Raw genomic sequence first — 17,369 nt, 5'->3', positions numbered from 1 at the left:
CTTAAAGAATCTCTTTTAGCGGGAAGGTTCTATCTAACCTTACTCCTTTTTCTGTATGCTTAACTGTGCAACACTCATTCACTGAGTCATGTTCTAAAAAGAGTACGTAATTGTGGTCTGCGGCCTCATTTAGAAACTCCTCCTTTTCCTTTAGCGTCAACAATGGTCTGGTATCATAACCCATTACATAAGGCAGCGGAATATGACCCACCGAAGGAAGTAAGTCTGCCATAAAAACAATGGTATGCTCTTTATACTTGATCTTCGGGAGCATTTGTTTATCAGTATGGCCATCGGCTGTTATCATATCAAATTGACTAAAGGGAGATTTACCGTTGTTCGGCACAAAATGCAAATGACCGCTTTCTTGCATTGGAAGTATATTCTCCTTCAGAAAAGAAGCTTTTTCTCGAGCATTAGGCTGTGTTGCCCACACCCAGTGTTCTTGATTAGACCAATATTTAGCGTTTGGAAAATGAAGTTCTAATTGTTCTTTATTTTCTCCAACATAGTCAACTCCACCACCACAATGGTCGAAATGAAGGTGTGTCAAAAACATGTCGGTAATGTCATTTCTATGGAAACCTGCCTTCTCTAAAGAACCATCTAAAGAGCCTTCGCCATGTAAATAATAATGACTGAAGAATTTGGCGTCTTGCTTATTTCCGATTCCATTATCAATTAGAATAAGCTGATCACCATCCTCAATCAATAAACAACGCATGGACCAAGTACATAGGTTATTCTCGTCTGCAGGGTTAGTTCTAGACCAAAGGCTTTTAGGTACTACACCAAACATGGCACCCCCATCTAGTTTAAATTTTCCAGTATCTATTATGTGTAATTTCATAAAGTATCTTCAATAATTTTCTTGACGCGTTTACAATCCTCAATCAACTCTCCGTATTCAATATTACGCGCTGACATTAGGTTATAAAAACTACCTAATAGATTAACGGCCTGATTTGTTTTTAGTGGTGAAGAATCTATAATTCTATCTTCTATAGGATGAAATGCGATTTCAGAAAGAATGTATGGGTAAACCTGAACAGTAACCAAGTCTTTTATAAACTCGTCTGCTCTACTGACCTCAGCATAATGCACGTTATAGAGCGTAACAAGTTCTTGCCTTAGTTCAAAGCTCGATAATACTTTTAGGTCTCCGGAGTTGATCAATGATTGATAAGTTCCATTGTTACTGTAAAAGTATGGTGTGGTATAGGTGCTTGTAACATGCGCTCTGGTATAGCGTTCAATAGGCGCGTCTGTATACATAAAGTTGAATAGCTCTCCCGTTAAGGCTATTACCTTTTTGGAAGACTCTCTGGCACTATCTAATGAGGCAATATCTTTCTCAAGGTCTGAAATTAGAGCCTCTTTATACAGCTTTTCTTCTCGGTCTAGTTTGCTATTGCTAGCGTAGTTATCTAAGGTAAAGGCTATGGTTATACCCAAAACCACCACCAAAAGTTCCATGAAATAGGCAGTGTAAGTCTTCCTTTTAGTTTTCATACAATTGATTGAGCATAAAAAAAGTCATTCGTTTAGGAATGACTTTAAGATACGTTCACCGTTCGATTTATTCAACAACTTCTCCCATATTGGAGAATTTGTCTATTCGTTGGTTAATCAGCTCTTCGGTACTCAACTTTTGAAGGCTGGCAATTTCTTTCAAGATTCTGTCTTTAACAGTATTGAACATCCAATCGGAATCTCTATGAGCACCCCCTAGTGGTTCTTCAATAATACCATCGATTAGACCAAAGCCTTGCATATCCGTAGCGGTAAGCTTTAACGCTTCAGCGGCCTGTTCTTTATAGTCCCAACTTCTCCAAAGAATTGAAGAACAAGACTCCGGAGAGATTACTGAATACCAAGAGTTTTCAAGCATCAGTACTTTATCTCCAATAGCTATACCAATGGCTCCTCCAGAAGCACCTTCACCTATAATAATACAGATAACTGGTACCTTTAGCATAAACATCTCTTTGATGTTACGAGCAATGGCTTCGCCCTGACCTCTTTCTTCCGCTTCAAAACCAGGGTATGCACCAGGAGTGTCTATAAGCGTTACAATAGGTTTGTTGAACTTTTCAGCCATTTTGAAAAGCCTCAAAGCCTTTCTGTATCCTTCTGGGTTGGCCATACCAAAGTTTCTCATTTGGCGCTGTTTGGTATTTCTACCTTTCTGTTGCCCTACCAACATTACCGTTTGTCCGTTGATGGTACCAAAACCACCAACCATTGCTTTGTCGTCTTTCACGGTTCTATCTCCATGAATTTCAACAAAGTCATCCGTAATGTTATATATATAATCTAGGGTATATGGTCTTTCAGGATGTCTGCTGAGCTGTACTCTCTGCCAGCGCGTAAGGTTCTTATAAGTCTCCTCCTTTAGCTTCTGAATCTTTTTTTCTAAAGATTTTACGTCTTCTGTTACATCTACTCTACTGCTCTCCGCAAGCTGCTTCATTTCTGCTAACTTTCCTTCGAGCTCTACTATCGGTTGTTCAAATTCCAAAAGCATCTCCGTTTGTGATCAAGTTACAAACTTAAATATTAATGTGTTTCCCAACTTATTTTTTTGGCATAAATGCTAGCCCATAGAATTTTACTTAATTTAAGAGTCGATCGAAAACTCACATTCTTTAATGAATAACACTTTTAATACGGACCTTCGTACCATTAGAAATACCATGCTGATTTTTGCAGCAATTCTAGGTATTATCATCATAAAGACCCTTTCTGGCCTACTTATCCCATTGGCCTTTGCCTTATTTATAGGTATTTTACTCTCGCCCATTATTAGTTATTTAGACCAAAAGAAATGGCCATATACGGTAAGTATTACGCTGATTACCATTCTTACATTGGGCTTTATTTTCTTAACCGGACTGATAGTTTATGATACTGGGCTTCAGATTGTGGGTCAAAAAGATAAGTTACTATCTCAAATTGATGTACGTTTTCAAGAAATACTTTCAGGGCTTTCTTTTATACCCGGAGTAAGCAGCTTGGAGACCGATGGTTTTATTGAAACACTCAACAATGTTATTTCTACGGAATTTCTGTTGAACACCTCTGGTGTGGTTGCTAGCTCTGTAGGTTCATTTACCTTTAATTTCATTCTGTGCGCCATCTATTTGGTGGCTGTTTTGGGTAGTATTGTTCGTTATGAAAAATACATTTCCTACTTAGAAGGTGATGATTCGGTGGGAAAAGAAAGGCTTATTAATTCATTTGTAGAGGTTAAAACTTCTATAGTAAGCTATATGAAAGTCAAGTTTTTTACCAGCTTCTGTACTGGCCTTTGTTTTGGAATAATATGCTTTGCCTTTGGTGTTGACTTTGCCCTTTTCTGGGGATTTTTGGCTTTCTTACTCAACTTCATCCCTACTGTAGGGTCAATTGCTGCTACAATTCCACCATTACTTCTAGGATTAATTCAAATAGATTCTGGAGGAAGTTTTACCTTCTTTATCATTCTATTGATAGCTACTCAGTTTATTTGGGGTAATGTAATAGAACCTTATGTAATGGGGTCTTCCGTAGCACTCAATACTGTAACTGTAATACTTGGGTTAGTAATTTGGGGGTACATTTGGGGCGTGGCTGGAATGCTTCTTTCTGTTCCACTAATTGTGATGGCTAGAGTTATTTTATCTCAAATACCAGATGCCGATTTATTGGTAAAACTGATGGGGAGAAGTCAACTAGGAAAAGATTAAACACACATATAAATGATGAAACTAATGGATTTATTAGCTATTGGAATGCCGGGAGGCGGAGAAATACTCGTTATTCTAATAATTACTTTCGGAATAATTCTGCCTATTGTAGCTATAATTGATATTGCAGGAGCTCAATTTGAAGAAGGGGTAACAAAAGTACTCTGGGTAGCCATTGTAATCTTTGCTCCAATAATAGGCTCGATTATTTACTTCTTAATCGGATATAAGCAGAAGCTGAATAAAAACAATTAGTCTTTATCCTCATTCAAATGAAGTTTATTATGCTATTTATGATAATCGTGTTCTACCTGATTCCTTTTCTAATAGTAATCAGTGCTTTGGTAGATATTCTCAGAAACGAGTTTAACCCACATCAGAATAAGGTGATTTGGGTTATAGTGGTAATCCTATTGCCCGTATTAGGGTCTATACTCTACTGGATAATTGGAAGAGGGCAGCGAGTTAATCGCTATTGAATCATACTTCCCAGTCTTTCTTATGCTTGCTTACTTTAGTATTTGGAGCAACAAAAGGTGCTGCAATAGCAGCTACAAATAGGGCGATGACAACGATAATGAACATATTCTCTGTTTTGCTGCGAAGATGCGAATTATATCAAAAGCTGTAAAGCAAAAAATGAGTTTTTCGTGTTGAACTGAACTTAACAACTACTCAAAAAGCACAGCCTTGCCTATTTTTTTCTAAAGCTACTCTGCTGCAACTTCACCCCAATCGGCAATTGCTTGAATTAGGGGAATAAGAGTTTTTCCGAATGCTGTGAGTGAGTATTCTACTTTTAATGGTGGCTTCTCATGGTATACTTCTCTAAGCACTAACCCATCATCTTCTAAGGCTTGGAGCTGTAAGCTTAATGTACGCTCGGTAACCGTAGGCATACATTTTCTGAGCGCGCTATAACGTAATTTTCCACCGATAAGATGGAATAGAATCACCGTCTTCCACTTACCTCCAATTATGCCCATGGTAAGGCTGGCACAACAAGGATATTCTCTCCCTTTAAACTTAAATGATTTTGCTTCAACTAACTCCATATCTCTATACTATCAATATTGACCGTTATTGCAAAGGTAATACACTATACATACTTTTGCTACTATAATAATTATAGTTATAGGGTTAGAATTCGCTATGGCCTGAATACCACCCTCACAGGAAGCTGTAAGCCACGCGATATACCTATAGTGAATAGATCATTTAAGTGACCACAAAATGAAAATACAATCACAAATTCTATTAGCAGCAGTAAGCTTAATAAGCTTTATTTCTTGTATTGAAAATAAATCTACAACAGAAGAAACCACTAGCACGACCATCGAAAACCCCACCAATGCGGTGGTACTTAGTTCGGAGGTAAACTGGGAAAAGCTAAATCCAGCTCGGGGCGATGCCAGCCCGCAGGCAGGTACTCTTTGGGGCGATAGAAATGCAGAAGTTCCTACAGGGTTTCTGGCCAAATTTGCAGATGGATTCTCATCTCCACCCCACATCCATAATATTACTTACCGAGCAGTAGTCATCAGCGGAAGCATCCACAACGATGATCCTTCAGCTGAAAAAATGTGGATGAAACCTGGAAGCTTCTGGACACAGCCCGTTGGCGAGGCACACATCACAGCCGCGCAAGGTGATGAAAACATTGCCTACGTAGAAATTGACCATGGTCCGTACTTGGTAAAGCCCACCGAAGAAGCTTTTGACAATGGTGAACGTCCTGTAAATATTGACGCATCAAACGTGGTATGGCTAGGTAGCGATAAATCAGAGTGGATTGCTCCGAACAGCGGTGCCGCTCTTAGCTTTTTGTGGAAAAATGACAACATAAAAGGGCTATTCATCAAGCTACCCAGAGGGTTTAAAGGCCACATCAACAGCGAAGGCGATATTTTTCATGCAGTAGTTATACAGGGAGATTTAGCCTATACCCTGCCCCAAAGCGGAGAAACCAAAACCCTGGATGCGGGCAGCTACTTTACATCATCGGCCAAAGCCAAACATGAAATCAGTACCAGCGAAGAAGTAGTAATTTATGTGCGGACAAATTGGGAGTTGGAAGTGATGTAGAATAGAGCAAAATTCAGCTTTTAAGCTTCAATTTTAACCCATGCGAGTGTCTTAAAGCACTGAAATTAACGCATAGAAAAAGGTGGAAAATAGGATAAAAATCATTCTATTTTCCACCATATCTTTTTCTAGATAGTCTACAATAGCTATTCCATCTCAATACTCACAGAGCCTTGGGCTGGTGCATTAATTGGCGTATCATACACATACAGACTTAAATCTTGCTCAGATTCGTTGGCGATGGTCACCTGCCCTCCTTTAGCACTAATAGACAGATTACGTTCTCTAAACTTAATTTTGAAAGAATACCCTTCCCAATGATCTGGTAGTGATGGACTAAAAAACAGTTCACCATGTCTCACTCTCATACCTGCAAAACCTTTGGCAAATGCCATCCAAGTTCCGGCCATTGAGGTGGTGTGGCAACCATCTTCCGTATCGTTATTGTAATCGTCCAAATCTAGTCGGGCGGTACGCAGATACATCTCATAGGCCTTCTCTTTTCTACCTAACTTAGAAGCCAAAATAGCGTGAACACATGGCGAAAGAGACGACTCATGTACTGTCATTGGCTCATAGAAATCGAAGTTCCGCTCAATCGTTTCTTCATCGAATTCATCTTCAAACAGGTAAATTCCCTGAAGTGTATCAGCCTGCTTAATAAAGCATGAACGCAGAATTCTATCCCATGACCAGTTCTGGTTGATTGGTCTTTGCCCTGATGGAATATCTCCAACTGGCATCAACTCCTTATCTAAAAAACCATCTTGCTGAAGGAAGACACCTCTTTCTTCATCGTATCCGAGGTACATGTTTTCAAGAATATCTTCCCACTTCTCGGTCTCCTCAGCTCCTTTAAAGTTCAACCTATCCAATAAGGCATTTAGCTTATCTGAACCTTCGTATTTAGCCAAACCCTCCAAGGTATATTCCAATGTCCATAAGGCCATTTTAGAGGTGTACCAGTTATTATTAACGTTGTTTTCGTACTCATTTGGCCCTGTTACACCGTGCATCACATACTGGCTCTTATTTTCCGACCAATGCACTCGTTGTGCCCAAAACCTTGAAATAGCAATAAGTACTTCCAAACCATAATCAATCAGGTAATCTTCATCGCCATGGTAATTGATGTAGTCGTAAATCGCGTAAGCAATGGCTCCATTTCTATGAATTTCTTCGAAGGTGATTTCCCACTCATTATGGCATTCTTCACCGTTCATCGTAACCATTGGGTAGAGTGCAGCGCCATCCGTAAAGCCCAATTTTTGTGCATTTTCAATGGCTTTTTGCAAATGCTTATATCGGTACAGCACTAGGTTTTTAGCTACTTCCTGATCGCTTGTAGCTAAGTAAAAAGCTAGACAGTAAGCCTCAGTGTCCCAATAGGTACTTCCTCCATATTTTTCGCCTGTAAATCCTTTAGGACCAATATTTAGCCTCTCGTCTTCACCAGTATAAGTTTGGTTGAGTTGGAAGATATTGAAACGAATACCTTGTTGAGCCGAAACGTCACCATCAATGACTATATCACTCTTTTCCCATTTCACCGCCCAAGCCTCTTTGTGTTCTTTCAATAGGGTTTCAAAACCTTCAGCTGCGGCTGCTTCAACTTCTTTTTTGCAGACTTCCACCAATTGATTTTTCTCAAAATACATGGAAGATATATTGGCAGCGTACTTCTCTATGGTAAAGGTTTCTCCTTCAGTTATATTACCCTCGGCAATTACCTCAACATACTTTTCTTTCTCATTGCCAGTATTCGATGAGCCATTCCACTTGCCTGCTATGTTGAACTTCATTCCTGTAGCAACCCAAAAATCAGTCTTTTTGGTGCTGGCCAATACATAGCTAAAACCTTCTGAGGCCGACTTTTCCTGCTCGTTCCAGAACTTCTCATCGTAGTTAGAATCGGCATTCATTACGTCAAAATCGACATAAGGGGTTACCTGAGCTGCACCAGAGAAGTTGAGCGGTGTTACAGCATAAGACAATGCGCCCACCTTGGTTCTGGCCATACTACAAATTCGGGTGGAGCTGACCTGTACTTGCTTACCAGAAGGTAAAGTGGCTTTGAAAGATCTCTTCAACCAACCTTCTTTCATATTCAGCTCTCTTCGGAAATCTTCTACCTTACAGTTGGCGAGATCCAAAGCTTCTCCATCGAACGAAATATTGATACCGATCCAATTGGCTGCATTCAATACTTTTGCGAAGTATTCTGGGTAACCATTTTTCCACCAACCTACACGTGTTTTATCAGGGTAATAAACCCCTGCCACATAATTACCCAAGAGAGTTTCTCCAGAGTATTGCTCTTCGAAGTTGGCGCGCTGGCCAAACATGCCATTACCAATACTGAAAATACTCTCTGAAATTTGATTGTATTTAGGTTCGAACCCTTCTTCAATAATCGACCAAGGATCGTGCTTAATGTAATTCTTCATGAGGTTGATTATAAATTATCAAAAATGGTTAGATCAATGTTTTTCATGTCCGGAATTACAACATCTGCTTCTGAAAGCACAGTTGAATCCCCTACTCCTACGCACTTAAAATTGCCTCTTTTAGCTGCTTGAACGCCTGAGATAGCGTCTTCAAAAACCACACATTCTGAAGGACTTAGCCCCAGACGGTCAGCCCCCAGTAAAAATACTTCTGGATGAGGCTTGGAGTGAGCAATCTGATTGCCATCTACTGATACTGGAAAACGATGAGCCAAACCTACTGCTTCTAAAATCACTGGAGCATTCTTACTTGAAGACCCCAAAGCAATGGCAATATTATTGTCATCTAGTAGATCTAAGAACTCTACCACACCTGGCAGAATATCATCAGGAGTCATTTTAGAGATGATTTCCACATAGATATGATTCTTTTTTGTGGTCATCTCCTCTATTTCTATGTTCGACTTGGTCATTCCGCCCATGGCTAGAATTCTCTTCATCGATTCTGTTCTACTTACTCCTTTCAGTTGCTCATTATCTACTTCAGTAAAAGGAATGTTTAGCTCATCGGCCATGGCTTTCCATGCCACAAAGTGAGCAGGGACGGTGTCTACAATAACACCATCTAAATCGAAAATACAGGCTTTCGGTAATGTCATTTAAAATCAGGGTAATTGGCTCTCATCATCTCCTCAGTCTCAGAGAGCGTCTTAAATACTTCAAAGGTAGTTCCTTGTGTGCGCTGAGCACCTAGTGCATTGGCATACATGGAAGCTCGAACAAAGTTGTCTTGGCCATCCATAAGTCCGTAGGCCAACCCTCCAGCAAAAGAGTCGCCACAGCCAGTGGTATCTATCACATGTTCCATGCGAATGCTATTGACGAATTGCTCTTTCAATTCGCCCTTTTCTTTTGTAAATACTTTGCAGCCAGTGGCATCAGTGGTAACCACAAGTGCTCTAGGGCCACGATCTAGCACATATTCTGCCAATGGCCTCAAATGTTCTTGCCCAATATCATCCAGTAAATCGGTGAGCTCATCTTCTCTATATTCATGCTTAAACCATGTACACCAAGACTCTTCCAGATTCATCTTCAACACATCTATATAAGGCAACCACTGATCTCTTTCCACCCAAAACTTCTTGTGCCTATCGCCACCTATGGTCATTGTATGCGTTGGGCCATGCGCATCGAATATGATGACTCCTTTGGCATGTTCTCTAAGGTATTTAACTGTATCTAGTGCAATTTCATGGTCGGTAATGGGTACAAACACAAAGGCATCACAATCTAAGAAAGGTGCTAAATCTGCCGGAACAATGGCATTCATAAATGCCGTTTGTTTCTCTACTCTAAAATTCTGATCGAGAAACTTAAGCTTAATTACATCTCCGCTATCGGCTTCATCAGAAACACCTTCCATATCTATGGCAGGGTATGGCGCAAAGATTTCTTTTACGGCCTCGGTATCTTGTTTTCGGATGTGTGAGATGGGATATACTGTGCCTTGGCCTTCTAACAATTGAGCCAATCCAATAGTAGGATGCGTTATACATCCGTATTTTTCAATGACTTCACCCCGATAGGTGGTGATATGGTCTCGCGGAATAGGACCGATTACGGCCACTTTATAGTGCTTGCTCATACAATCATACTAGCTTATCGATAGAATGCGGTGTCAATGCTTTCTTTATATCAATTTACCAATAATTGTAGAAGCTAAATAGCAACCAGTGCAATCGTTGGATCAACTATTGGTAGGCCCGAACATAATCAATTTCAAATCGGTTTGGAAAGACATCGTTTGCAATGCCTTCTAGGCCACCCCAATTGCCTCCAATGGCTAAATTTAGTATGAGGTAAAAAGGCTGATCGAAAGGCCAATCATCAGAACCCTTACCAGTATTTTCAAAGGTGTGGTATTTCTGATCGTCCAGATAAAAATCAATCTTATCTTCTGTCCACTCAATAGCGTACAAATGAAACTGATTAGATATGTCTACTATTTGCAGAGAGTCGCCTTTCTGAGTTCCCTTAATATGATTGAAAGATTCGGTATGGACGGTACCATGCATGTTTCCCTGATCAAATCCCACATGCTCCATAATATCTATTTCGCCACTTTCAGGCCATCCGCCATAACTATTTTCAGTGGGTAGCATCCATATGGCGGGCCAATTACCTCTACCAGCAGGAACTCTAGCCATCACCTCTACCCTGCCATATCTCCAGCCACCCTTGCCTTTGGTTACCAACTTAGCCGATGAGTATGGTCTTGTCTTAAAAGAATCGGCCAAGGCTGTAATAGTTAGAATGCCATGGGCGAGACTAATATTTTCTGGCCTATCAGTGTAATACTGCAACTCATTGTTTCCAAAGCCGCAAAGGTCTGGACAACCATCACCAACATAGGCTGTCCACTTTGTGGTGTCCAATTCTCTACCATCGAACTCGTCTTGCCAAACCAGCTTTCGTTCTTGCTTACAAGAAAGTATGAAGGCAAAAGGCAACACTAGGAATAAGCCGCACAAACGTTTCATCATCTCGAAGAATCTCTGATAACCACTCTAGAATCGAACTTCATATGTAGTTGATGCGGTGGAATATGTCTTTTCTGAATCACCTTAAAAAGTAGCTCAGCAGCTGCCTCACCCATTTCTATAGGCTCGTGCGTTACACTTGTAAGGTTTGGCTCTACAATTTCACAAAGGTTACTGTTTCCGAACCCTACCACTGAAACCTCTCGAGGGACAGTGAGCCCCATTTTCTTTAATTTCAAAATGGCTTCAACTGCTAGCTCATCACTAAAGGTGAATAGTGCATCAGGTCTGTTCTTAGGATTTTCGAACATCTTTTCGATGATCGCATCGTGCTTTTGGTCTGGGTCAGTAAATACTACAAAGTCTTCGTTGATTTCGTAATCATAGGTTCTTAATGCCTCTAAGTAACCTTCGTATCGGCTTTTGCTAATACCTAAAAGTCCTGGCCCTCCCAAATGAGCAATTTTCTTTCTACCTCTTTTAATTAGGTGCTCTACTGCCTGAAATCCGCCAGTAAAATCATTAGCCTCCACGGTAGGTGTATCGAAGCCCGGAGCGATTCTATCGAAAAGCACAAATGGCACATCGTAAGCCTGGAGCGTTTCTAAATGCTCGAAGTCTTTGGTATCGCTCGATATGGACAATATCACGCCTTCCACCTTACAAGAGAGCAGCGACTTTATCTGGTCAAGCTCATCGTGATAATTTTCATTAGACTGGCAAATGATGGTATAGTAACCATTGTCACTCACAATTTTCTGAATACCGTCTATGGCAGAGGCAAAGAAGTTACTGGTAATGTGGGGAACCAAAATACCTATTGAGTTAGATCTTTTTGTTCGAAGACCAGCAGCGATAAAGTTTGTCTGATACTTGAGTTCTTTGGCCTTAGCAGATACTAATTTCTTAGTGTCTTCACTAATATTCGGGTGATCATTTAATGCCCTAGAAACTGTTGAGGGCGAAATCTTTAATGCCGTAGCAATGTCTTTTATAGTTATAGCCATAGTCTAATTTTCTTTAGGTTGAGCGTGTGTTCCATCACAATACGGATAATTCCCGGACCTTTTACATCTACAAAACGAAACCGTTTCATTGAAAACAGTGGTTTTTGACCTGTCCGTTACGGTAGCACCTCCTTTAATAATTATAGGGCCACCAGGAATTAGCTTTACTTCCACCTCAGGGTTTTGCTTTTCTTTGAACTTTACCCCCTTAATGGAAAGCGCCTTGGAAGGACATTCCCTTACCAATTGCACTATATCTTCAGAAGAAGCTGCATTTATGTTCACCCATGGTCTTTGTTTCAGGTTGAACACTTTGGGCAATCCTTTAAGGCATATTCCTGAATGAATACAAAGATCTGGTTTCCATAAAACAGTGATCTCTCCATTTGAATATTCTTTCTCCACAGCTTTTGCCACTTCTTAATTTAGATTGAAAATAAATCAAATATGTATTAAAGCGAAAATGCTAGATGAAATTCATATACATGAAAACATGTTTGTATATAAATATATATGTATTTAAATTTATTTATAATAATCTTTGAGCCGCTCCAATTCTGAATAAACGCTCTCAAACCACACTTTTTGCTCGTCAAAATTGCGCCCATGACGAGTTTTACTATCATAATTATGAGAATACCTCTTGAAATCGCCCAAGAGCTGCTTTACGTATTTGTTATAAACTTTTAAGTCTCGCTCGCCATCCTTAAAAAGCTGATCTATTTGTTTACGGATTTTCCTAGCGTATAATTCTGCTATATCGAAATGCAGCTTTTCATGTGCCAATAGCGTAATACTGGTAGAGTCTGTGGTCCAAGAATCTTCCTTTACGAACAGCACTTTCACCTCAAATTTAGGTTGGCCTTTGATAATCCCTCCCCTAACCGAGTGCATTACCGATGTAAGAGCCATTCCCGAACCATCTTCTTTAGAATAATTCCTAAACCTATAGTCGGCCCAGTTCATATATAAATCTTCAGACCACTCAATAAAAGCGGTAGTATCTACTTCTAGGTATTGCGCTTTGGCTTCAGAAACCGTAAGGTTTAGGAATACTACAAAACAAACTACCCTTAAAACAGAAACAACCTGATGCATATCTGGGAAAACTAATATTATTGTTTGCTAACAACTATCTTTGTGCCACATGAAGTTCAGTGCATACCCCATCAACGACATCCTCAAAACTAACATTCAAGCGCTTGGTTTCAAAAAACCGACCGACATTCAGTTTAAGGCAATTCCGGCTATCCTAAAAGGAGAAGATGTATTGGCCATTGCGCAAACAGGAACGGGCAAAACCGCAGCTTTTGCCATTCCAACTCTTCAAAAGTTACTTCAGAAGAGTTCTAAAATTAGGCACAATGGTGTTCGCTGCTTGGTTATGGTACCTACTCATGAGCTAGCACAACAGGTAAAACAAAGCTTTCAGGAGATTGGCAGAGGTTCTGGATTGAACATTTTTGCCATTCATGGAGGCCTAGATCAGGTCCCGCAGATCGAAAAACTGAACTCAGGAATAGATGTACTTGTGGCCACTCCAGGTCGTATGTTCGACTTAGTGAGTCAGGGACATCTAAATCTTTCTTTGCTCGAAATATTGATTCTCGATGAAGCCGACCACATGCTCGGACTTGGCTTTATTAAAGATATAAAAGACTTGATGCGCCATATACCGAAGAAAAGACAAACCCTTTTCTTCTCTGCAACCATCAATGAGGAAATTAAAAAGCTGGCTTACTCACTAGTTAGCAATGCCATAAGAATACAGATTTCTCCCAAAAACCCTGTGGCTAAAAATATTGAGCATGCTGTAGCCCTGGTGGAAATGGATGATAAGCGCTTCTTCCTTGAGAACTTGATCAAAAACAATCCTGACCTTAAAATGCTGGTTTTTGTACGTACTAAAGTCCGCGCTGAAAGAGTAATGAAGGCCATGGAGCGAGTAGAAATTGAAACGGATACGCTCCATAGCGACAAAGAGCAAAATCAGCGCCAGCAGACGATGAAACGCTTCAGAAGTGGTAGTTTAAAAATTCTGATAGCCACAGATATTAGCGCAAGAGGAATCGACATTCCAAACGTTGATTATGTGGTGAATTATGACCTGCCAGACAGTTCTGAGCAATACGTTCACCGTGTTGGCCGAACAGGAAGAGGAACACAAAAGGGTCAGGCCGTTTCATTTTGCAGCAAAGAGGAACAGGAAATGCTGACGCTTATCGAAGAACACCTTACTGAGCCAATTGAGCGCATAGAAATAAGTAAAGGTGACTATCAATTGGTAAAAGACCTGACCGAAGACGACTCGAAAGATTGGCGTAAACTGATGAAAGACGCTGAAAACCCCACTTTTAAGAAGAGGAAGAAGAAAAGGTAGGAACCTTTATTCCTAGCCAGTCCCTCCTACACCCGGCAAGCGGGGATAATAAGTCTGCTAAAGCACCGGATTGCACGGATGTTCTCCTCTGGAGGCGATGTCCGCCCCGAAACTTCGGGGGACAGAGGAGGACGATACAATTCCGGCCCCCACACTCCCGTCTTCTGTAATCCGACTTCCAGCTTTTTATAAAAACTGCAATTACGAATAATATATTTCTCTATATTTACTGCAATTACGAATTTAATTATGAAGAAGACTAAGCTAGGTGAGTTTGAAGAGTTGGTTCTACTAACAGTTATTGTTTTGAAAGAAGATGCCTACGGGGTAGAAATCAAACGAGAGCTTGAAGAAAGGCTAAAAGAGACATTAAGTGTTGGTTCGATTCAATCTGCACTGAAGCGGATGGAAGAAAAGGGCTTTCTGAAGTCTGAGTTTGGAGAAGCTACTGCCGTAAGAGGCGGCAAACGCAAACGCATATACACCGCTACTCCCCTAGCCGTTCAAACATTGGAAGAAATTAAAGAGGTTCGCACCCAACTTTGGGCCTCCATTGCCTGATGAGCAAAAATAGCTCACATATCACCCCACCCAAATGGTCAACACGGCTATTGAGGCTCTTCCTACGTGGTCAATATTTGGAAGAGATTCAGGGCGATTTAGAGGAAGTCTATCATGATTTACTCGGCAAATATTCAAAGTCGAAAGCCAGAAGAATCTATCATTTAGAAGTGCTCAAACTTATAAGACCTTCCTTAATTAGAAAATTCTCTGGCAGTCAAAAACTCAACAACTTCGGTATGTTCAAACACATCTTGTTAATCTCAATTCGCAGTTTTCAGCGACATAAAACTACCTTTCTCATCAACCTTTTGGGGCTTTCTACGGGTCTGGCAGCTACCTTGCTAATCCTACTTTGGGTGCAAGACGAAAGGTCTGTTGACACTTTCCATGAGAAGAATGATCACCTGTATTGGGTGATGTCGAATTTCTCCATTAATAACGATGTAAATACTTGGAACTATACCTCTGGCAAATTGGCCGAAGCCCTGCTAAATAATTTCCCTGAAGTTAAAGATGCCGTACGAGTAGGTAACGACTTCTTCCGCCCTAGAGGCACTATTGCTTTTGATGAGAACTATTTTGAAGCAAATGGACTTTTTGCCAGTCCTAACTTTTTCGAGGTTATGACCTATGAAATGCTTATTGGCGATCCCGAAAAAGTAATTGCGGATAAGGGTTCGGTGACTATTTCCGATGAATATGCCCAAAGCATTTTCGGGAGTATCGAAAATGCGCTGGGAAAAACCATCTCATGGGACAACAGAATCTTCAGTAAAGAATTCATTGTTTCGGGAGTTTTCAAAGCACCTCCCAAAAATGCATCCATACGGTTCAACATAGTGCTCAATTACGAAAATTTGGTGGAAGCCGATGAATGGGCAGATCATTGGAATGGAGGCTATGCACAGACTTATTTGCTACTAAAACAAGATACGGATATAGACGCCTTCAATGCTAAAATTGCCGACTATTTAACCATCAACACAGACAGCGATAGATTCCAGTTGTTTGTTCAGCAATACTCTAAAAACTATCTCTACGGAAAGTATGAAAGCGGCATTCAAACTGGGGGAAGAATAGATAACGTTCGATTGTTTACCTATATCGCCATATTCATTTTGGCCATTGCCTGCATCAACTTCATGAATCTTTCCACCGCTCAAGCTTCCAAAAAACTCAAGGAAGTTGGGGTAAAAAAGGCCATTGGAGCCAATAGAACTGCTTTGATCTTTCAGTTTTTAAGTGAATCCATTCTCCTCTCTATCATTGCACTTGTTGTTGCCGTTGGATTGGTCATGCTGGTATTGCCTCAGTTCAATCATATATCTGGCAAAGAATTAACATTGATAAGCTGGAAAGAGTACATTTTGCCAGCCCTTTCACTTGTGTTGTTGACTGGTTTTGTAGCCGGAAGCTACCCAGCATTTTATTTATCCAGGTTTAAGCCCGTAACCGTACTCAAGGGCAAATTTTCAAACCTCAGAGGCGAAGAGTGGATTAGAAAAGGGTTGGTAATCGTTCAGTTCAGCCTTTCTGTGATCTTCATTATCGGTGTTATTGTCATCAATAAACAAATCGATTTCACCCAGAAAAAGTCATTAGGCTATGACAGGGAAGCCATCATTACTTTTAGAGAAGCCGGTTCAGACTACAGTAACCCACAACCCTTCTTCAATGAACTGATGAAAATCCCAGGCGTGCTCAGTACGGCCAACATGTCGGGCGATTTTTTAGCAGCCGATGACAACAATAGTGGCTTTTCATGGATTGAAGGCACAGAAGATGATGATAACCACCTCTTCGATTCACCCAAAGTAGGCTTCAACTTTATTGAAACATTGGGGCTCGAAATAGTTGAAGGAAGATCATTTTCCAGAGACTTCAACGATGGTGTAAGCAGCATCATTTTAAATGAGGCGGCAGTGGAATATATGGAGCTTGAAAACCCTATCGGAACTAAAATTGGTTGGGGCGATGATCGTGAAATGGAAGTAATTGGAGTGGTGAAAGACTTTCAGTATGGCTCATTACATAAAAAGATTGAGCCACTTATTATTCAGTTTAGAGAACGGGGAAAGCAATATTTTGTAAAGCTCAGACCAGGTTCAGAGCAAGAAACCATCGCTCAGGTTGAAAAGGTATTTCAAGATGTGTTTCCGGGTCAGATTTTCAGTCCTAGCCTATTGGCTGACGATTATAAGTCTCTGTATGATTCTGAGAACAAAGTGGCTGATCTTTCGAACTATATGGCCGCAATCGCCATTATTGTTTCCTGCTTGGGTCTCTTTGGATTAGCCGCCTTTACAGCAGAAAGAAAAACCAAGGAAATAGGAATCCGAAAAACATTAGGTGCTAGCCAACTTATTATTTTCCAATTACTAACCAATGTATTCACCAAAACGGTGGCCATCGCCATACTTATATCTGTACCGATTGGGTATTACATTGCCAACAGCTGGCTCCAGAATTTCGCTTACAGCATAGAGCTTAGCTGGTGGATATTCGCTATTGCAGCTATTTCTGCCATGCTTTTGGCTTGGTTTACTGTTGGTATACAGACCATAAAAGCAGCCAGACAAAACCCTGTGGATAGCCTTAGAGCGGAATAAAAGTGG

At 40.6% G+C, this 17,369-nt stretch carries 18 protein-coding genes; 7 read left to right on the top strand and 11 right to left on the bottom strand.

The window, feature by feature from the left end; genetic code table 11:
* Position 1: 1 nt before the first annotated feature.
* The 3 genes from T7867_RS15510 to T7867_RS15500 all read right to left on the bottom strand — a co-directional run bounded on the left by T7867_RS15510 (position 2) and on the right by T7867_RS15500 (position 2,527).
* The gene (locus T7867_RS15510) at positions 2-850 is read right to left on the bottom strand and encodes an MBL fold metallo-hydrolase (protein ID WP_273276040.1); all 849 of its coding nucleotides are present in this window, start codon (positions 848-850) and stop codon (positions 2-4) included.
* Positions 847-1,512: a DUF6090 family protein gene (locus T7867_RS15505; RefSeq protein WP_068222379.1), complete on the bottom strand. Its 666-nt coding sequence runs from the start codon at positions 1,510-1,512 to the stop codon at positions 847-849. The genes T7867_RS15510 and T7867_RS15505 overlap by 4 nt, the downstream gene beginning before the upstream one ends.
* A gap of 67 nt (positions 1,513-1,579) precedes the next feature.
* Positions 1,580-2,527, bottom strand: coding sequence for an acetyl-CoA carboxylase carboxyltransferase subunit alpha (locus T7867_RS15500; protein WP_068222382.1), 948 nt, complete (start codon positions 2,525-2,527; stop codon positions 1,580-1,582).
* A 124-nt stretch (positions 2,528-2,651) separates the two neighbouring features.
* Here T7867_RS15500 and T7867_RS15495 point away from each other — a divergent pair, with 124 nt between their 5' ends.
* From T7867_RS15495 to T7867_RS15485, 3 genes are read left to right on the top strand one after another with little or no spacing between them, the layout of a single operon-like run.
* On the top strand, positions 2,652-3,728 hold the full coding sequence (locus tag T7867_RS15495) for an AI-2E family transporter (protein WP_068222385.1): 1,077 nt from the start codon (positions 2,652-2,654) through the stop codon (positions 3,726-3,728).
* A 12-nt stretch (positions 3,729-3,740) separates the two neighbouring features.
* A complete protein-coding gene (locus T7867_RS15490) occupies positions 3,741-3,983 on the top strand; it encodes a PLDc N-terminal domain-containing protein (RefSeq protein ID WP_322299519.1) in 243 nt (80 codons plus the stop codon).
* A gap of 29 nt (positions 3,984-4,012) precedes the next feature.
* Positions 4,013-4,207 carry a PLDc N-terminal domain-containing protein gene (locus T7867_RS15485; RefSeq protein WP_245660244.1) on the top strand — a complete coding sequence of 65 codons (195 nt, stop codon included), beginning with the start codon at positions 4,013-4,015 and terminating at the stop codon, positions 4,205-4,207.
* Between the two features lie 231 nt (positions 4,208-4,438).
* Here T7867_RS15485 and T7867_RS15480 read toward each other — a convergent pair whose 3' ends face one another.
* Positions 4,439-4,783, bottom strand: a complete 345-nt coding sequence (locus T7867_RS15480; RefSeq protein ID WP_322299518.1) for a winged helix-turn-helix transcriptional regulator — start codon at positions 4,781-4,783, stop codon at positions 4,439-4,441.
* A gap of 178 nt (positions 4,784-4,961) precedes the next feature.
* Between T7867_RS15480 and T7867_RS15475 the strand changes: the two genes are divergently transcribed.
* Positions 4,962-5,813, top strand: a complete 852-nt coding sequence (locus T7867_RS15475; protein ID WP_322299517.1) for a DUF4437 domain-containing protein — start codon at positions 4,962-4,964, stop codon at positions 5,811-5,813.
* Positions 5,814-5,959: 146 nt separating this feature from the next.
* Here T7867_RS15475 and T7867_RS15470 read toward each other — a convergent pair whose 3' ends face one another.
* The 7 genes from T7867_RS15470 to T7867_RS15440 form a co-directional block, all read right to left on the bottom strand.
* Entirely contained in the window at positions 5,960-8,260 is a 2,301-nt protein-coding gene (locus T7867_RS15470; RefSeq protein ID WP_068222407.1) for a glycoside hydrolase family 65 protein, read from the bottom strand.
* 8 nt (positions 8,261-8,268) lie between these two features.
* A complete protein-coding gene (pgmB, locus tag T7867_RS15465; RefSeq protein ID WP_068222410.1) occupies positions 8,269-8,919 on the bottom strand; it encodes a beta-phosphoglucomutase in 651 nt (216 codons plus the stop codon).
* Positions 8,916-9,908: a carbohydrate kinase family protein gene (locus tag T7867_RS15460; protein ID WP_068222413.1), complete on the bottom strand. Its 993-nt coding sequence runs from the start codon at positions 9,906-9,908 to the stop codon at positions 8,916-8,918. Before T7867_RS15460 ends, pgmB begins: the two co-directional genes overlap by 4 nt.
* Positions 9,909-10,014: 106 nt before the next feature.
* Positions 10,015-10,806, bottom strand: a complete 792-nt coding sequence (locus T7867_RS15455) for a glycoside hydrolase family 16 protein (RefSeq protein WP_322299516.1) — start codon at positions 10,804-10,806, stop codon at positions 10,015-10,017.
* A complete protein-coding gene (locus T7867_RS15450; RefSeq protein WP_068222420.1) occupies positions 10,803-11,810 on the bottom strand; it encodes a LacI family DNA-binding transcriptional regulator in 1,008 nt (335 codons plus the stop codon). The genes T7867_RS15455 and T7867_RS15450 overlap by 4 nt, the downstream gene beginning before the upstream one ends.
* Positions 11,811-11,813: 3 nt before the next feature.
* Positions 11,814-12,227 carry a (4Fe-4S)-binding protein gene (locus tag T7867_RS15445; RefSeq protein WP_084375705.1) on the bottom strand — a complete coding sequence of 138 codons (414 nt, stop codon included), beginning with the start codon at positions 12,225-12,227 and terminating at the stop codon, positions 11,814-11,816.
* A gap of 108 nt (positions 12,228-12,335) precedes the next feature.
* Positions 12,336-12,908 (bottom strand): DUF922 domain-containing protein, encoded by a 573-nt coding sequence (locus T7867_RS15440; protein WP_068222423.1) that lies wholly within the window; start codon positions 12,906-12,908, stop codon positions 12,336-12,338.
* 49 nt (positions 12,909-12,957) lie between these two features.
* Between T7867_RS15440 and T7867_RS15435 the strand changes: the two genes are divergently transcribed.
* The 3 genes from T7867_RS15435 to T7867_RS15425 all read left to right on the top strand — a co-directional run bounded on the left by T7867_RS15435 (position 12,958) and on the right by T7867_RS15425 (position 17,363).
* Positions 12,958-14,190, top strand: coding sequence for a DEAD/DEAH box helicase (locus tag T7867_RS15435; RefSeq protein WP_068222425.1), 1,233 nt, complete (start codon positions 12,958-12,960; stop codon positions 14,188-14,190).
* Positions 14,191-14,439: 249 nt separating this feature from the next.
* The gene (locus tag T7867_RS15430) at positions 14,440-14,751 is read left to right on the top strand and encodes a PadR family transcriptional regulator (protein WP_068222428.1); all 312 of its coding nucleotides are present in this window, start codon (positions 14,440-14,442) and stop codon (positions 14,749-14,751) included.
* Positions 14,751-17,363: an ABC transporter permease gene (locus tag T7867_RS15425; protein ID WP_068222431.1), complete on the top strand. Its 2,613-nt coding sequence runs from the start codon at positions 14,751-14,753 to the stop codon at positions 17,361-17,363. The genes T7867_RS15430 and T7867_RS15425 overlap by 1 nt, the downstream gene beginning before the upstream one ends.
* The last annotated feature ends 6 nt before the right edge of the window (positions 17,364-17,369 follow it).

The organism is Roseivirga spongicola (assembly GCF_034376045.1).
In the GTDB taxonomy this organism is placed as follows: domain Bacteria; phylum Bacteroidota; class Bacteroidia; order Cytophagales; family Cyclobacteriaceae; genus Roseivirga; species Roseivirga spongicola.
This window is presented reverse-complemented; position numbering and strand designations above follow the sequence as displayed.

Excerpts from the sequence above, each read along its gene's own strand:
- T7867_RS15510 (WP_273276040.1), bottom strand. The coding sequence starts at position 850 with ATGAAATTACACATAATAGATACTGGAAAATTTAAACTAGATGGGGGT.
- T7867_RS15505 (WP_068222379.1), bottom strand. The coding sequence starts at position 1,512 with ATGAAAACTAAAAGGAAGACTTACACTGCCTATTTCATGGAACTTTTG.
- T7867_RS15500 (WP_068222382.1), bottom strand. The coding sequence starts at position 2,527 with ATGCTTTTGGAATTTGAACAACCGATAGTAGAGCTCGAAGGAAAGTTA.
- T7867_RS15495 (WP_068222385.1), top strand. The coding sequence starts at position 2,652 with ATGAATAACACTTTTAATACGGACCTTCGTACCATTAGAAATACCATG.
- T7867_RS15490 (WP_322299519.1), top strand. The coding sequence starts at position 3,741 with ATGATGAAACTAATGGATTTATTAGCTATTGGAATGCCGGGAGGCGGA.
- T7867_RS15485 (WP_245660244.1), top strand. The coding sequence starts at position 4,013 with ATGCTATTTATGATAATCGTGTTCTACCTGATTCCTTTTCTAATAGTA.
- T7867_RS15480 (WP_322299518.1), bottom strand. The coding sequence starts at position 4,783 with ATGGAGTTAGTTGAAGCAAAATCATTTAAGTTTAAAGGGAGAGAATAT.
- T7867_RS15475 (WP_322299517.1), top strand. The coding sequence starts at position 4,962 with ATGAAAATACAATCACAAATTCTATTAGCAGCAGTAAGCTTAATAAGC.
- T7867_RS15470 (WP_068222407.1), bottom strand. The coding sequence starts at position 8,260 with ATGAAGAATTACATTAAGCACGATCCTTGGTCGATTATTGAAGAAGGG.
- pgmB (WP_068222410.1), bottom strand. The coding sequence starts at position 8,919 with ATGACATTACCGAAAGCCTGTATTTTCGATTTAGATGGTGTTATTGTA.
- T7867_RS15460 (WP_068222413.1), bottom strand. The coding sequence starts at position 9,908 with ATGAGCAAGCACTATAAAGTGGCCGTAATCGGTCCTATTCCGCGAGAC.
- T7867_RS15455 (WP_322299516.1), bottom strand. The coding sequence starts at position 10,806 with ATGATGAAACGTTTGTGCGGCTTATTCCTAGTGTTGCCTTTTGCCTTC.
- T7867_RS15450 (WP_068222420.1), bottom strand. The coding sequence starts at position 11,810 with ATGGCTATAACTATAAAAGACATTGCTACGGCATTAAAGATTTCGCCC.
- T7867_RS15440 (WP_068222423.1), bottom strand. The coding sequence starts at position 12,908 with ATGCATCAGGTTGTTTCTGTTTTAAGGGTAGTTTGTTTTGTAGTATTC.
- T7867_RS15435 (WP_068222425.1), top strand. The coding sequence starts at position 12,958 with ATGAAGTTCAGTGCATACCCCATCAACGACATCCTCAAAACTAACATT.
- T7867_RS15430 (WP_068222428.1), top strand. The coding sequence starts at position 14,440 with ATGAAGAAGACTAAGCTAGGTGAGTTTGAAGAGTTGGTTCTACTAACA.
- T7867_RS15425 (WP_068222431.1), top strand. The coding sequence starts at position 14,751 with ATGAGCAAAAATAGCTCACATATCACCCCACCCAAATGGTCAACACGG.